Here is a 13,017-nt window from a genome sequence, read left to right as displayed (position 1 = left end):
GACCGTAGGGGGGTGACGTGCTGCGGGGTCTAGCTGAATGCCGCGTTCAGTGCGACGGCGACGACGAGCCAGACGATGACCGTGCCGATAGCGACGCCGACCATGGCGAGCGCCTTGACGGGGGTCGCCATCGGGGTGCGGACAATTGTCAGGTTCGCCCCGACGCCCAATGCCCCGACCAGCCCGCCCAGGATGCCGCCGACGGTGAGCAGCAGGAACGGCAGCAGTGCCAGGATGCGCAGGAGGATCGGCGTGACGGGCCCGGTCCGGTGCTTGACACCGTTGACCTCAAGTGTCGGGTACGGGTCGGCGATGGTGCTGCGTAGCGTGGCCTGGACGACACCACCGTCCACCGTCGGCAACGCGAAGCGTTTGCCCGTCCGGGGAGCCGGCACTCCGCCGACGGTGACGGCAGGGTGGCCCCAGACAGCCTTGGTGGTGACGACGATCGGGCCAGCTACGCCGGCGACGTTGAGAGGTTCGGTGTTCACCGGCGTGATCTTAGGAAGCGCCGGCACGCCTCGTCCCATCCGGGTGACCACACGGGGCGCCGCCCGCAGCCCTCCTGTCACCCTCAGCCGGTTCGTCGCTCGTGGCTCGGATCGGTGTCGGCCTGCCAGGCGGCGACGAGATCCTCGCGTGCCCGGGCGACCCGGGAACGGATCGTGCCGACGGGGCACTGGCAGATTTCCGCCGCCTCGGCGTAGGACAGGCCGAGCACCTGGGTGGCGACGAACGCCTCCCGGCGCTCCCGGGTCAGGCCGGCGATCAACTGCTGCAGGGTCACGCTCTCGTCGGCGCCGACCGTGATCGCACCGGCGGCCTCGGCCGCGGCCTGCCAGTCCGGCACCGACGCCATCCTCGGCCGGGCCACCGCCGTCCGGACATGATCAACGGCAACGCGCCGGGCGATCGTGAACACCCAGGTACGGGCCGACGAGCGGCCGGCGAAACCAGGCAGGTTGCGAAACGCCCGCAGGAACGTCTCCTGGGTCAGGTCGTCGGCCTCCCCCGGCCCGGCCAGGTGCGACAGGAACCGCCAGACCTGGTCCTGTAGTGCCCGGATGAACGCCGTGGCGGCCTGCCGGTCACCCTGGCCTGCCTCCCGTGCCCACCGGGTCACCTGGTCGTCGTCAGCGACGCCGTTCCGCACAGACCACCGTCCTGTGTGCCACGGGCGCTCCTTCATGCCGAGATGCCGTCGTCGGAACGCCGCCGGTCGGCCGCGCACTCTGGTGGTCGCCGGCCGGGCCGGAAAAGTTCCCGGGGTTCCCACTTTCGGCTGATCTCGCGGATGTCCGAGGTGACGGGAAGGATGCCGACGGGACCGCTCAGGATGCGCCGTCCTGGTGCTCCCCCACCGGCACCGGGCCGGGCAGGCCGAGGCCCTTGACGGCCGCCGCGACGAGGGCCTCCGGGGCCAGCGAGACATCGAGTACGAGCACCGACTCGTCCGGCGCGGCAGGTTCCAGCGTGGCGAGCTGCGACTCCAGCAGACTCGCCGGCATGTAGTGCCCCTGACGCCGGGCCAAGCGGGCTCGGATGACCTCCGCCGGCCCGTCCAGGTGCACGAAGTCCACTCGGAGCGGGCCCTGGCGCAGCACGTCCCGGTATGACCGCTTCAATGCCGAACAGGCCAGCACCGTGGACCGGCCCTCCGCGCCACGCTCGGCGATCCACGCCGCGATGTCCCGCAGCCAGGGCCACCGGGTGGTGTCGTCCAGCGGTACGCCGGAGCGCATCCGCGCCACGTTCTCCGGGGAGTGGAACTCGTCCGCCTCGGCGAAGGTCAGCCCGCTCGCCGCGCTGATCCCGCGCGCCACAGTGGTCTTGCCGGCCCCGGAGACGCCCATCACCACGACGTGCCGGGTCGGCCGGGCGCCGCGTCGCTCACCAGTCATGGACCGTGCCGTCCTTGAGCCGGTTGAACGGCAGGTACGCCGGCTCGTACGGGAACCGGGCCGCCGCCTCCTCGTCCAGCTCCACCCCGAGCCCCGGCTGGTCGCCCGGGTGCAGGTAGCCGTCGGTGAAGGTGAACGACTGCCGGAACACCTCGTTGGCCAGCGAGGTGTGCTTCATGTACTCCTGGATCCCGAAGTTGTGGATGGCCAGGTCCAGGTGCAGCGCGGCGGCCATACCCACCGGGGAGATGTCGGTGGGGCCGTGGATACCGGACTTGATCTGGTACTGGGCGGCGAAGTCGAGCAGCTTGCGCATGGCGGTGATGCCGCCGGTGTGGGTGACCGCGGACCGGACGTAGTCGATCAACTGCTCCCGGATCAGGGTCTGGTAGTCCCAGACCGTGTTGAAGACCTCACCGATGGCCAGCGGGGTGGTGGTGTGCTGGCGGACCAACCGCAGCGCCTCCTGGTTCTCGGCCGGGGTGCAGTCCTCCAGCCAGAACAGGTCGTACGGTTCGAGTGCCTTGCCGAGCTTGGCGGCCTGAATCGGGGTCATCCGGTGGTGACCGTCGTGCAGCAGCGGCAGCTCCGGGCCGAACTCGCCGCGCACCGCCTCGAAGACCGACGGCAGGTGGCGCAGGTACGCGCGGGTGTCCCAGTCCTCCTCGGCGGGCAGCGGGGTGCGCTGCGCGGGCTCGTAGTCGTAGCGCTGGCCGGTGGAGCTGGGCTGCGCGGCCACGCCGTAGACCGCGTTGATCCCCGGTACCGAGGTCTGCACCCGGATCGACCGGAAGCCCTCGTCGAGGTGGCGGCGGATCGAGTCGAACAGCTCGGGGATGTCCCGTCCCGACGCGTGCCCGTACGCCATGATGCCGGTGCGGGACGCGCCGCCCAGCAGTTGGTACAGCGGCATGCCGGCGGCCTTGGCCTTGATGTCCCAGAGCGCCACGTCCACCGCGGCGATGGCGGCCATGGTGACCGGGCCACGCCGCCAGTACGCCGATCGGTACAGGAACTGCCAGGTGTCCTCGATCCGGTGCGGGTCCCGCCCCATCAGCAGCGGGGCGACGTGGTCGCGCAGGTACGAGGCGACGGAGAGCTCGCGGCCGTTGAGCGTGGCGTCGCCCAGACCGGTGAGGCCCTCATCGGTGGTGATCTTGAGGGTGACGAAGTTCCGGTCGGGGCTGGACACGATGATGTCCGCTGCGACGATCTTCACGGGATGCCTTTCGTTCTTGCCGGTCGGGGTCTCACCACTCCGCGTAGGAGCCGTCGGGGTGCCGCCAGGTCGGGCTGCGCCAGGCGTGCCCGCGCTTGTCCGCGGTCCGTACCGCGTGTTCGTCGATCTCGATGCCGAGACCGGGAGCGGTCAGCCGCTGCACGTACCCGTCGACGAACGTGAGCGGGGTCTGGTCGAGGCAGTAGTCGAGCACCTCGGCGCCCTGGTTGTAGTGGATGCCGATGCTCTGCTCCTGGATCAGGAAGTTGGGCGTGGCGAAGCCGACCTGGAGGCAGGCGGCGAGGGCGATCGGCCCGAGCGGGCAGTGCGGGGCGAGTTGCACGTCGTACACCTCGGCCAGCGTGGCGATCTTGCGGACCTCGGTGATGCCGCCGGCGTGCGCGAGGTCCGGTTGGGCCACGGCGATGCCGGCCTGCAACACGGGCAGGAACTCCTGCCGGTTGTAGAGCCGCTCCCCGGTCGAGATGGGGGTGGTGGTGCAGCGGACGACCTCACCGATCAGGTGCGAGTTCTCCGGCACCACCGGCTCTTCCAGGAAGAACGGCCGGTAGGGCTCCAGCAGTGGGGCGACCCGCCGGACGTTGGCGAGGGTGAACCGGCCGTGGAAGTCGACGGCGACGTCGCGGTTGTCGCCGAGGACCTCGCGGGCTGCCGCCACCCGCTGCACCACCGCGTCGAGGTCGGCGACCGAGGCGAGCGCGCCCATCCGCCCGGACGCGTTCATCTTCACAGCGGTCAGGCCCGCCTCGATCCGGGCGCTGATCTGGTCGCGGATCTCGGCGGGCTCGTCACCACCGATCCAGCCGTAGACCCGGATCCGGTCCCGGACCGGTCCGCCGAGGAGCTGGTGCACGGGGGCGCCGTAGTGCTTGCCGGCAATGTCCCAGAGCGCCTGGTCCAGGCCGGACACCGCGCTGGCCAGGATCGGACCGCCCCGGTAGAAGGACCCCTTGGTGAGCACCTGCCAGTGGTCCTCGATGCGCAGCGGGTCCCGCCCGATGAGCAGCTCGCTGAGCTGGTGGACGGCCGTGCGCACGGTCTCGGACTGCCCCTCGCAGGTCGCCTCGCCCCAGCCGACGATGCCAGAGTCGGTCTCGATCCGGACGAACAGCCAGCGGGGCGCGACCAGGAAGGTCTCCACAGTTGCGATAGTCGTCATGACCCGGTCAGCCCTTCGTGGCACCGGCGGTGAGGCCGGAGACGACGTACTTCTGCACGAACAGGGCGATCAGCATGATCGGCAGGGTGACCACTGTCGCGGCGGCCATCAGGCCGCCCCAGTCGATGCTGGCGTAGCCGACGAAGTCGAAGATCGCGACGGGGAGTGTCTTCGTGTCCGAGCCGGAGAGCACCAGGGCGAACATGAAGTTGTTCCAGGAGAAGATGAAGGAGAGGATGCCGGCGGTCGCGACGCCGGGCACCGACAGCGGCAGGGTGATCCGCCGGAACGCGCCGATGTGGGTCAGCCCGTCGACGAGCGCGGCCTCTTCCAACTCGGCCGGCAGCCCGTCGAAGTAGCCCATCATGATGTAGACGATCAGCGGCAGCGACACGAACATGTGGCTGAGGATCAGCACTGTGAAGCCGCCGACCATCTTCAGGTTCGAGAAGACGTAGTACCAGGGCACCAACAGCGAGACGCCGGGGATCACCCGGGCCATGAGCACGACGAGCGCGGACTTCTTCATGCTGAACCGGCTCATCGAGTACGCGGCGGGCACCCCGAGCAGGAGCGAGAGCGTGGTGGCCGCGAACGCCACCCAGAGGCTGTTGCCGATGAACTCGAGGTAGTTCGCCTGCTGGAGAACTGTCTCGTAGTTCTTCAGGCTGGGCGAGAAGACGAACGCCTTGGCGGTGTCGTAGATGTCCACGTTGGTCTTGAAGGACGCGGCGATCATCCAGAGCAGCGGCGCCATCAGCGCGAACACCACGACGACGAGAGCCGAGGTGCGGAACACCCGGTACGGCTTGCTCGGCTTCATCGGCCCAGCCCCTTCTTGCGATAGGTGAGGGCCCACATCACCCCGATGATGATCAGGAAGAAGATGATGAGGACTGTCGACGAGACGCCGTAGTCGTTGTAGTCGAAGCTGAGGCCGTACGCGTACACGTTGAGGGTCTCGACCTCGTGGAAGGACCCACCGCCGCGACCCTTTGTGGCGTAGAGGATGTCGAACGTCTTCAGCGCGTCGATGCCGCGCAGCAGGATGGCGACGATCACCGTGGGCATCAGCAGCGGGAGGGTGACGTGCCGGAACCGCTGCCAGCTGCTGGCGCCGTCGATCCGGGCGGCCTCCTGGGGCTCGTCGGAGAGCGAGGTGAGCCCCGCGAGCAGGATCAGCACGACCATCGGGGTCCACTGCCAGATGTCGATGAACATCGTCGTCGGCAGGGCCGAGTGCTGCCCGGCCAGCCAGGGCTGCGGGCCGATTCCGATCCAGCCGAGCAGCTGGTTCGCCATCCCGATGTTGGGATCGAAGATCAGGCGCCACATCATGCCGACTGCCACCGGGGTGGCCACCAGTGGCAGGAGGATCGCGACGCGTACCCACTTCTCACCGCGGAAGGGCCGCCACAGCAGCAGGGCGATCGCCATGCCGAGGACGACCTCGAAGAGCAGCACGACGCCTGTGAAGAGGACCGTGCGCCAGACCGCCGGCCAGAATCTGTCGGTGTCGGTGAGCACGTCGAGGTAGTTCTGGAAGCCGATGAACTCGGACTCGGCGCGCACCGAGCCCTCGGCGTCGGTCAGGCTCAGGTACCCGGTCCACGCCACCGGAAAGATGATCAGCACGGCGACGAACGCCATGGCGGGTGCCGCGAAGAGCCACTTGCGGTGTTCGTTGGCCCAACGCGACAAGACCGACGTCGTATCCACTGACGCCGCGGGGGTCTCGGGCGAGTCGGTACGGGGTGTGAGAACGGCTGACATTGGGATCTCCGGGTTGGAGGGGCCAGGTCCCGGCGAGGCGGCGGCACCCGTCGGCGCCGCCGCCCAGCGCGTGGGTTACTTCGCCTCGTCGTCGAGGAACTTCTGGAACGCCGCGTTCGCCGTGTCCGCCGAGCTGGCGGCGTCCTTGCCGGTGATCGCGTCGACGATCGGCTGGCCGACGATCTCCCGCGCCTGGGCCACCTTGACCACCAGCGGACGGTCGTGCCCGACGCCGTTGGCGGTGCTGACCGTGTTGGCCTCGGCAAGGTCCTTCGGGTAGGAGGCGGTACCCGCCGGGTTCGCCCAGACCGAGGCGCGGGCACCGGGTACGCCGGCCGTCTGCTGCGCCAGCGCCTGCTCCTTGCCGGCGGCCCACTGGATGAACTTCCAGGCGTTGTCCTTGTTCTCCGAGCTGTCGTTCACGCCGAGCGCCCAGGACGGGATGTTGTACGGCTTCGATCCGGCCGGGCCGGCCGGGAAGGCGGCGAAGCCCACGGAGTCGACGACCTTGGACTTGGTCGGGTCGGTGGCGTTCTTGTAGAGCGAGTTGGCCTCCGTGTAGAAGGCGGCCTTGCCCTGCGTGAAGATCGCCATCGCCTCCGACCAGCTCATGTCGGTGCTGATGTTCTCCGGGCCGTGGTCCCTGAGCAGCCCGCCGTAGTAGGCGTACGCCTGCTTGGCCTGCTCGGTGTTGACTGTGGCCTTTCCGCTGGAGTCCACGAAGTCGCCGCCGAAGCTGAAGAGGAAGCTGGAGAACTGCGTCACGGCGGCGGCCTTGCCGGTGCGGGCGACGAAGCCGGCGACGCCCGGGTTGTCGGCCTCGATCTTCGCGGCCTGTGCCTTGAGTTCGTCGAGGGTCTTGGGCGGCGCGGTGAAGCCGGACTTCGTCAGCAGGTCCTTGCGGTAGTAGAGGACCTCCTGCTCGGTGATGATCGGCAGCCCGACGATGTTGTCCTCATAGGTCGTCGCCTGCATCGGCCCGGCCTGGAAGTCGCCGATCTCGAAGGCGCTGTCGGACTTGACCCTCTCGCTCAGGTCGGCGAGGTACTTGTTCTTGGCGAACAGCTTCCCCTCCTGCAGGGGCCGGTACATCATCACGTCGAGGTCGTCGGACCCGGCGTTCAGCTTGACGTTGTACTGGTCGGAGAGCTGGTCCTCACCGAGCTGGGTGACGTCGACAGTGAGGCCGGACTGCTTCTCGAACTCCGGCAGGGCCTTCCTGATGTTCTCGGTCCACACGTGGTTGACAAGTGTCACGCGAACGGTCTTGGAGTCCTCGCCGCCGCCGTCGCCGCCGCCGCAGGCGGCCAGGCTCATGGCGGTGACCACAGCCAGAGAAGTGCCGATTATCGATCGACGTCGCACGCTTGTCTCTCCTTCTGTCGTGGCCGCCGCCCCCGAGGGAGCCGCTACCTCGGCGTTACATCCGCTTAACATCGGGATGCTAGGCCGATAAAGCCGACTACTTCAAGAGGTACATACAAATGATATGATCTTTGGGTGGAACCGTCCTCAACAGAGGTTGCAGCCGTTCCGGCCCTCCCCGCCGAGTCCGGGCTGCACGCGCGCGTCCTCGAACACCTCGGCACCGCCATCTGCGGCGGAGCGCTGGCACCCGGATCGGTCCTCAACATCGACGAGCTGGTCGACAGGTACGCCGTGTCCCGCTCGGTCGTCCGCGAGGTGTTGCGGGTGCTGGCCTCGATGGGATTCATCGAGGCGCGCCGACGGGTGGGAGTGATGATCCGACCGGCGAGCGCGTGGAACGTCTTCGACCCGCAGGTGATCCGCTGGCGTCTCGCCTCGGCCGGCCGGATGGCCCAGCTCCGCTCGATCACCGAGCTACGCACCGCCGTCGAGCCGCACGCGGCCTTCCTGGCCGCCAGCCGGATCGGCCGTGACGAGGCGAGCGACCTCGTCGGGCTGGCGGCGAAGATGTGGGCCGCCGGCGAGGCCGGCGACGAGGAGCGCTTCCTGCACCTCGACATCGAGTTTCACCGGCGCGTCCTGCTCGCCTCCGGCAACGAGATGTTCGTCCGGCTGCAGGAGTTGGTCGCGGAGGTGCTCACCGGCCGGCACAAGCACCACCTCATGCCGCACCACCCCCATGAGCAGGCCCTCCAGATGCACGCCGATGTCGCCCAGGCGATCCAGCGGCGCGACGGTGATCGTGCCCGGCAGGCCATGGTGCAGCTGATGGAACAGGCCTTCGACGAGATGAAGTCACTGTGGGAGCAGACCAGTGAGCCCGACCGCGGGGCGACCACTCGCTGACCGGGCGCCTCGATCGCGTCAGCGGACCACGCCGATGCCCGTGAACGACCTGTCGTACTGGGTGAACGACCGGTTGTTGTACGGGGCGTAGATCCAGGTCCGCAGAGAGTTGGCGACGGTGTCGACCTCGACCAGGCGTACCGGGTTGGTGGTGTTGGAGTGGAACGTCTGGAGGAACGTGTAGATCTTGTTTCCGTTGACCCCGGTGTCGACCCGGTTGGCGGCGATGCCCGTGTGACCGGAGAAGACGAACCGGATGTTGGCGTACCGCTTGACCAGGTTGTCGAAGAGGTACTGCGGGCTCGTCGCACCGTACCCGGCACTCTGCTCGATGACGCCGTTGCCGTCGATGTAATGGTGGGTGACCACGATGACGTTGTGCCGGGGGTTGGCGGCGACGACGCTCCTGGCCCAGTTCACGGCCGCGACCCGGGGCCAGAGTTCCAGGGTCAGCACCATCCACTGCACGCCGCCGGCCGTGAAGGTCGAGTACGAATTGTCGACCTTGCCGGCCTCGAACTGCCCCCTGACCGCGCGGTACCGGCTGACGGTGAAGTACTGGTTGAACACGCTGGTGTCGCGGATGAGTTCGCGGGTGCGGGCGGGGTCTCGGGCGCCGCCGCCGACGCCGGCCGCCTGGGTGTCGTGGTTGCCGAGAGCCAGCGCGTACGGGATGGCGGCGTTCTCTATCGGCCGCATCGCGTTACGGGCGATGACGTACTGCGCGTGGTCCGGGGTGTCCCAGTTGACCACGTCACCGGAGGAGGTCACGAAGCGCAGGTCCAGCGCCGACCGGTTCTGCACCAACCAGCTCGTGCGGTTGCGGAACCGGGTGTCCGAGCTGTTGAGCACCTCCTGCTGGGTGTCCGGCAGGACGGCGAAGCTGAACTTCGTGTCGGTGGTGCCCGCGGTCTCCATCCGTGCCGCGGCGGCGCTCGCCGTACTGCCGGCGAACGCTCCCCCCGCGATGACGACCACGGTCGCCACGGCCATGGCAACGATCGTGGACCCTGATCTCCTGATTCGCACCGCTGATCCTCCCTTGACGATGTATGCCCAGAAGCTGGGCATTCGTAGCCTAGGAGGAATGGGCACGACACAGGTGAATACCTCGCAGCAATCCTGTGTACCCGAGTCACACTTCCGGAGAGGCGGTGACAGCACCTCCGAGATCGGTGTGCGTACCTGACGAATATCCCCGGTCGCGGTGGAGAGCGAGCCGGGCCGAGGCACGCTCTTCACCATCCGGCTAGCGGGTGCAACGACCACCCGATGACCGGAGCATGATCATTCGGATCTAGGGTCCCCAGGTGTTGCGGCCGGATCACGGCCGCGGGCAAGGATGGGGACAGACGTGCACAAAGCTGGTCGAGGGTTGACACGGAGATTGGGCCTGCTGGTGACAGCGGCGCTCGCGATCTCATCCGGGCTGCTCGGGGCACCTGCGCGCGCCGCCGAGCCGGTGGTCGCCGCGCTGGACGGCGGGCAGACCGTCCGCTCTCCCGACGGGACGTTGGGCGTCGCCGTCAGCGATGACGGTGGACGGCTCGCGTACAGCGTGACCAACCGTGGGAAGACGGTCGTCGGCGCCTCCGGTCTCGGCCTCGACCTCGCCGGACGCCCCAGCCTCACCGAGGCGATGAGCGTCGTCTCCGTGCAACGCCGCACCATCGACGAGACGTGGAAGCCGCTCTGGGGCACGGCCAGCACCGTCCGCAACCACGCTCGTGAACTCACGGTCCACGCCGTGCAGGCGGGCACGGGCTTCCGCCTGGACGTCGTCGTGCGGGTCTTCGACGACGGCGTCGGCATCCGCTACCACATCCCGGCCCAGCCAGGGGTTGACGACTACACGGTGACCGCCGAGCGCACCGAGTTCACTCTGGACCCGGCGGCGCGAAGCTGGTCCATCGCCGCCGGCAAGGACTGGAACGCCGACGAGCAGCACTACCACGACCAGCCCCTGTCGACGGTGCCGACGGCGCAGACCCCCATCACCGTGGCGTCCGGGAAGACGTACCTGGTGGTGCACGAGGCCGATCTCACCGACTACCCGAGCATGACGCTGAAGGCGGTGCCGGGTCAGCCGGGACGGTTCTCCAGCGACCTGATCAGCCTGCCGGACGGCACGAAGGCGAAACTGCGCGGAGACTTCTCCACCCCGTGGCGCACCCTGACCATCGGCGAACGACCCGGCGACCTGGCCGAGTCCCACCTCATCGAAAACCTCAACGACCCGTGCGCGATCTGCGCCGACGACACGACGTGGATCAAGCCGGCCAGCTACGTCGGCGTGTGGTGGGAGCTGCAGCGCCGGCAGACCACCTGGACGTACGGGCCGACCCACGGCGCCACCACGGCTCGCCTCAAGCAGTACATCGACCTGGCCAAGCAGGCCGGCGCCAAGTTCGTACTGGCCGAGGGCTGGAACACGAACGCCGGTGGCAACTGGGCGAACCAGGACTTCCTCACCCCGCAGCCCGACTTCGACCTGCCCGCCGTGCTCGACTACGCCAAGCAGAACGGCGTCGAGTACATCGCGCACAACGAAACCCGCGGCGATGTGGACTACTACGACCAGCACCTTGAGGAGATCTTCTCCCGGTACGAGGCGCTCGGCATCCACGCGATCAAGACCGGTTACGCCACCAAGTTCCTGCTGGGCGGGGTCAACCGCAGCCACTTCGACCAGGAGGCGGTCCGCCACTACCAGCGGGTGATCGACGCCGCGGCCCGGCACCACATCACGATCAACGCCCACGAGTCGATCAAGCCGACCGGGCTGGCCCGCACCTACCCCAACATGATGAGCGGCGAAGGCGTCGCCGGCATGGAGCAGCAGAACTACAAGGGCGCGAACGGCAACCCACCGGCGCAGGCCACCATCCTGCCGTTCACCCGATTCATGGGCGGCCCGGCCGACTACACCCCCGGCGTGCTGAACGTGACCTGGGACCCGGCCAAGCTCGGCACCCGCGTCCAGACCACCTCCACCGCCCAGCTGGCACTCTCCACGATCTTCTACAGCCCGCTGCAGATGCTCGCGGACACCCCGGAGAACTACGCCGCGCACCCCGGCTTCGCGTACCTGAAGGATCTGCCCACCACCTGGGACGAGAGCCGGGTGCTCGACAGCGTCATTGGCGACTACACCACGACGGCCCGCCGGCACGGCGACACCTGGTACGTCGGTGCCATCACCGACGAGAACGACCGGACCCTCACGATGCCGCTGTCGTTCCTGTCCCGCGGCTCGTACGTGGCGGAGATCTACGCCGACGCCGCCGAGACGACCTGGCGCGGCAACCCGCTGCCCGTCGAGATCCGCAAGGTCCTCGTGCGACCATCGACGGATCTCAGCATGTCGCTGGTCGCCGGCGGTGGCCAGGCGGTCCGGATCCGACCCGCCTCCGACGAGGACCTGCGCGACCTCGACTGGTACGCCGCTCCGCGTGCGAAGGTCGGTGGCGCTGAGGCGACGTTGGACGAGACCACCCAACGGATGACCGTGACCGCGCCGCTCACCAACACCGGAAGTACCGTGGCGGCCCTCCCCGCTCAGCTGTTCGTCGACGGTCGTGCCGTCGGCGAGACCCGGACCGTTCGCGTCGCCGGAGGTGCGAGCACCACCGTCGAGCTGACTCTGCCGGCGACCCAGGTTCCCGACCAGGACTTCAAGGTTGCCGTCGGCGCACCGACCGGCGAGCACGGCAAGCAGGTCCGGGTGCCGCAGACCCGCTCGAAGCAGCGACTCCTCCAGCAGCTGCACAGGTCCGACGAGGTGTCCCCGGCGGCGCTCAACACGTTGCAGCAGCGGGCGACCCAGGCCGAGGCCGAGCTGCGCAGCGGCGACGTGACCGGGCGACTGCGCGCGCTGCAGAACCTGCGCCTGGATCTCTATCGTCAGCCGCTGACGGAGGTGACAGTGACGGCGCGCACCGCGATCGACGACCTGCTCAGCGTTCGACTCGGGCCTCCGCGCGGGATGCTCTCCATCGCCAGGAACGTGCGACTGGCCGCGGACCTGCGAAGCATCGACCCCGCGCTGTCCAGGCGGCTGCTGGGCGAGATCGCCACCGCGACCCGGTCCGCGTCGGCGAACGACACCGCCTCGATGCGGGACGCTCTCGACCGGTTCGGCGCCCTCGTGACCGCCGCTCCGGCGGGACAGATCACCCCGGCGGTGGCGGCGACGCTACTCGCCTCCACGGCCGCGCTCACCGCCGGGCCGAGCACCCTCCAGGCGGAGGCCGCGCAACTGCTCGGTGAGGCCTGCCTGCGAACCAACCACGCCGGATACACCGGCAGCGGCTTCGTGGCCTGCCTCAAGACCCAGAACAGCGGCGTACGGTTCACCGCCCCGGTCTCCGGCGACGGCGACTACCTGGTGCGGCTGCGCTACGGCAACGCCATGGGCGCCACCCAGACGATGACCCTGACCAGCGGATCGGCGTCGGTGCAGGTCCAGATGCCGACCCTTGCGACCTGGCCGACCTGGTCGGAGCAGACCGTCAAGCTCCCGATCGCCCGGGGCGACTCGGTCGACCTCGTGTTCGGCCCCACCGACAACGGCAACGTCAACGTCGACGCCATCACCCTCGAACCAGACCTGGGGGTCGTCACGCGGTAGTGAGTTTCCGCAGGAGGGCCGGCCCATCGGGCCGGCCCTC

General features: G+C 68.7%; 11 protein-coding genes. 2 read left to right on the top strand and 9 right to left on the bottom strand.

What is annotated here, in order from left to right:
- Positions 1-29: 29 nt before the first annotated feature.
- From IW248_RS06655 to IW248_RS06620, 8 genes are all read right to left on the bottom strand, one after another.
- On the bottom strand, positions 30-491 hold the full coding sequence (locus IW248_RS06655; RefSeq protein ID WP_196926147.1) for a hypothetical protein: 462 nt from the start codon (positions 489-491) through the stop codon (positions 30-32).
- 83 nt (positions 492-574) lie between these two features.
- On the bottom strand, positions 575-1,153 hold the full coding sequence (locus IW248_RS06650) for a sigma-70 family RNA polymerase sigma factor (RefSeq protein WP_307787802.1): 579 nt from the start codon (positions 1,151-1,153) through the stop codon (positions 575-577).
- A gap of 178 nt (positions 1,154-1,331) precedes the next feature.
- Positions 1,332-1,901, bottom strand: a complete 570-nt coding sequence (locus IW248_RS06645) for a gluconokinase (protein WP_124818169.1) — start codon at positions 1,899-1,901, stop codon at positions 1,332-1,334.
- Positions 1,891-3,120, bottom strand: coding sequence for a D-mannonate dehydratase ManD (gene manD, locus IW248_RS06640; RefSeq protein WP_196926145.1), 1,230 nt, complete (start codon positions 3,118-3,120; stop codon positions 1,891-1,893). Before manD ends, IW248_RS06645 begins: the two co-directional genes overlap by 11 nt.
- Positions 3,121-3,151: 31 nt before the next feature.
- On the bottom strand, positions 3,152-4,300 hold the full coding sequence (dgoD, locus tag IW248_RS06635) for a galactonate dehydratase (protein WP_196926144.1): 1,149 nt from the start codon (positions 4,298-4,300) through the stop codon (positions 3,152-3,154).
- 7 nt (positions 4,301-4,307) lie between these two features.
- Positions 4,308-5,123, bottom strand: a complete 816-nt coding sequence (locus tag IW248_RS06630; RefSeq protein WP_196926143.1) for a carbohydrate ABC transporter permease — start codon at positions 5,121-5,123, stop codon at positions 4,308-4,310.
- On the bottom strand, positions 5,120-6,001 hold the full coding sequence (locus IW248_RS06625; RefSeq protein WP_231396207.1) for a carbohydrate ABC transporter permease: 882 nt from the start codon (positions 5,999-6,001) through the stop codon (positions 5,120-5,122). The genes IW248_RS06630 and IW248_RS06625 overlap by 4 nt, the downstream gene beginning before the upstream one ends.
- Positions 6,002-6,148: 147 nt before the next feature.
- A complete protein-coding gene (locus IW248_RS06620) occupies positions 6,149-7,438 on the bottom strand; it encodes an ABC transporter substrate-binding protein (RefSeq protein WP_307787799.1) in 1,290 nt (429 codons plus the stop codon).
- Positions 7,439-7,573: 135 nt separating this feature from the next.
- Here IW248_RS06620 and IW248_RS06615 point away from each other — a divergent pair, with 135 nt between their 5' ends.
- The gene (locus tag IW248_RS06615) at positions 7,574-8,347 is read left to right on the top strand and encodes a FadR/GntR family transcriptional regulator (RefSeq protein WP_196926141.1); all 774 of its coding nucleotides are present in this window, start codon (positions 7,574-7,576) and stop codon (positions 8,345-8,347) included.
- Between the two features lie 18 nt (positions 8,348-8,365).
- Here IW248_RS06615 and IW248_RS06610 read toward each other — a convergent pair whose 3' ends face one another.
- Positions 8,366-9,340: a metallophosphoesterase gene (locus IW248_RS06610; protein ID WP_231396206.1), complete on the bottom strand. Its 975-nt coding sequence runs from the start codon at positions 9,338-9,340 to the stop codon at positions 8,366-8,368.
- Between the two features lie 382 nt (positions 9,341-9,722).
- Between IW248_RS06610 and IW248_RS06605 the strand changes: the two genes are divergently transcribed.
- Positions 9,723-12,977, top strand: coding sequence for a glycoside hydrolase family 97 N-terminal domain-containing protein (locus IW248_RS06605; protein ID WP_196926140.1), 3,255 nt, complete (start codon positions 9,723-9,725; stop codon positions 12,975-12,977).
- Positions 12,978-13,017: the final 40 nt, after the last annotated feature.

Source organism: Micromonospora ureilytica (genome assembly GCF_015751765.1).
In the GTDB taxonomy this organism is placed as follows: domain Bacteria; phylum Actinomycetota; class Actinomycetes; order Mycobacteriales; family Micromonosporaceae; genus Micromonospora; species Micromonospora ureilytica.
Note: the sequence above shows the minus strand (reverse complement) of the source record. Positions and strands in the feature narration are given on the sequence as shown.

Excerpts from the sequence above, each read along its gene's own strand:
- IW248_RS06630 (WP_196926143.1), bottom strand. The coding sequence starts at position 5,123 with ATGAAGCCGAGCAAGCCGTACCGGGTGTTCCGCACCTCGGCTCTCGTC.
- dgoD (WP_196926144.1), bottom strand. The coding sequence starts at position 4,300 with ATGACGACTATCGCAACTGTGGAGACCTTCCTGGTCGCGCCCCGCTGG.
- IW248_RS06645 (WP_124818169.1), bottom strand. The coding sequence starts at position 1,901 with ATGACTGGTGAGCGACGCGGCGCCCGGCCGACCCGGCACGTCGTGGTG.
- IW248_RS06610 (WP_231396206.1), bottom strand. The coding sequence starts at position 9,340 with ATGGCCGTGGCGACCGTGGTCGTCATCGCGGGGGGAGCGTTCGCCGGC.